The organism is Haloferula sp. (assembly GCF_049672945.1).
In the GTDB taxonomy this organism is placed as follows: Bacteria; Verrucomicrobiota; Verrucomicrobiia; order Verrucomicrobiales; family Akkermansiaceae; genus Haloferula.
The window spans coordinates 1-2,426 of the sequence record NZ_JBATWY010000116.1 but is presented as its reverse complement, the minus strand read 5'-3'; the positions used below and the strand labels follow the sequence as shown (position 1 = coordinate 2,426).

Here is a 2,426-nt window from a genome sequence, read left to right as displayed (position 1 = left end):
GGCGGGGGCAACGTCGAAGCTCCCATACACCGCCGGGCTCTGGCCGGGATGACACAATACAGTCGATGGCGCGCCTCCGAAGCTTCAATCAAATGACGGACATGATCCATGGGTTTTAAATGCGGTATCGTCGGCCTCCCGTGGATCTTGGATTCATGGAGCTTGCCAGCGTCAGGGCATCCTTCGTTCTGCCACTGCTTTGCTTCGTGGTGATCGCCATCTACGGCATGATCGCCTCGAAGGCGCACAAACCTCATCATCCAACTGCTTGAACCAACTGAGGTTGGTCGACTACCGCATTCTCCCATCCACTCGGCAGAACGGCCGGCCGAGTTTGGGTCTGAGGAACGTCTTCAAATCCTCCATCACGGCCATCCCCGGATAGCCGGACGGAGGAAACCCACAGAAAGGGGTCAAGAATGGCACTGTTTTAAGCCCGATCTCGGGATAAAAGAGTGGCCGGAAATCCGCTGGTTCTGTTAGATCCTGTGTGACCAAGAAACAGAAGGGGGTCAAGAAACAGAAACAGAAAGGGGTCAGTCAAGAATGGCTCTAACTTAAGGTGGATTTGGGACGATTTCTGGAACTACTGGCACTGTAGTAGCTACACGTTACGAGTGACTTACAGGACTCCAATGTTCAAAGGCTGGTCGAGGGCCCTTTATGGCCGCGCACCTGTCCGGGCTGGCCAATCAATCCGCAGAAAGGCGGTGAGCCTGACTTCCCTATGTAGACGTCAAGCGGAAGAGATCTTCGGCGATCTGGTGCCATCCGGCCTGCTGGCGCAACCCAAGGGCGGGCGCGACCGCGTCTTCACTGTGCCAGTTGTTTTCTGGACTTTCCTCTGCCAAATTTTCGGGGGCAGCTCGTGCCGCTCGGGTGTTGCTTCGATACAGACTCTCCAGAGCAGGCTCGGCAATGCTCTTTGCTCGTCGAACAACGCGGCCTTCTGTAAGGCTCGGTGTGAATTTCCACCCTGTGGTCGTGGTTTGGCACGGTTTTTCACCGAATTGATATCGGGTGATTTTTTGTGTCATCCCAATCGACCCAAAGGCATTTTTCTTGAGATGAAAGGCCCTCACAAGGCCCCGCCGGGCCTTTCATGTCAAGGAAAGTGCCGAACTCTACAGTGACAATTTGGAAACGTAATACGGTGTCAATTTGGCGTACAACAAAAAGCCTCTGGAGTGGCGCGTTACCACGCGCTATAGGCGCGCAAGGCGGCTTCTAGACGCGCATGGAGGAGCGACGCCCCCGTCGCTCAAAGCGTCGACTTCCTGCGTGATCGACGTGGCCCGACAAAAGACTAACTTTGCGAGATAGAGATGGAGAAGACCCGCTCATTCACCAATATCCAATCAAGCAATAGGCAATCTCCTGCGTAGCGGCACGAGGGTGCGCCACCTCCTAGATCTCCCACGGCCCGCTATTCGTTGATGTAGCGCAATTGCTGTTTCGTTTTTCTAATTGTATACCGTCTCGCCTGTATTGATCGATGCGGGATCAGTCGCAATCGAACCAGCCTCTGCGGCGGCCGTGTCCTCAGGAGGATTCGTTGCAGTCTCCGGGGCGGTCTCAATGGATTTACCCACTGCGTCGGCCGCATCTCCTGTCGCAGAACAAGCAACAGAATCCACCGCGATCGCTTTATCTCCGACAGAGAGCTTATCATCTACGGCGACACGCTGAACTTTCACCGCACTCAGGGTAGACAAAGCCTCACCCTCAGCCACGTCACTGGGATTCACGAGCTTCTTCCAATGAAGCGCATTTTCCGGAGGCACTGCCACGTATGACCGACCTTCGTATCCCGCGTTGAGCGAAAGCACCGATGTCAGATCGGCAGCCATGGTTAGATTAGCATCGTAGGCCCTGTCGTGACCAATGAATGCCGTATTGGTGCATGACGGGACGGCGACAACTAGTGTGAGCGCTTGAACGAGACTCTTGATAGGATGTGAAAATTTCATGGTTCTGATTTGAGAAATGCGGCTGATCCCTGTGATTTTCCAATTGAAGTTGCCGCATTCCCTGTGGCAACAATCTCAGCAACCTCCGGCACTCGGAATAGACTTACGATCCGGAATCGGCTCGCGGAATATGATGATACGGCTTTCATTTCCGTAACGGGAATCTTGTTCCCCAGAAGATCGAGCTTGTAGACCCCTTCTTCATCAGCTTCCATTCGCGTCAGGTTAAGGCCTGAATGCCTGATTCTATGGGGGACAGGCGCTTGCGCCTGTCCCGCGTAACGTGTCTGGGGTCGAGCTCGTGACCGAACCCCTCGAGCCCCGCGGCATCAATCGCCCTGACCAGATGACTCGTCAGCGCATGATAGAGTTTCTCATAACTCAGGCGGGCCCGGCCGGCGCGTATCCCGACTTCCCTCGCAAACCTCATCCCCAGCTGGTGGACGATCATCGCCG

General features: G+C 54.9%; 2 protein-coding genes. Both read right to left on the bottom strand.

Translation table 11 applies throughout. The features are described from left to right. Positions 1 to 1,463: 1,463 nt before the first annotated feature. Positions 1,464 to 1,970 (bottom strand): hypothetical protein, encoded by a 507-nt coding sequence (locus WBG04_RS10185; protein ID WP_424314310.1) that lies wholly within the window; start codon positions 1,968 to 1,970, stop codon positions 1,464 to 1,466. 220 nt (positions 1,971 to 2,190) lie between these two features. Continuing rightward, on the bottom strand, positions 2,191 to 2,426 hold a 236-nt coding region (locus WBG04_RS10180; RefSeq protein WP_424314309.1), incomplete at its 5' end, for a hypothetical protein.

What these genes read in the sequence shown, in the direction of transcription:
- WBG04_RS10185 (WP_424314310.1), bottom strand. Translation starts at nt 1,970, where the DNA reads ATGAAATTTTCACATCCTATCAAGAGTCTCGTTCAAGCGCTCACACTA.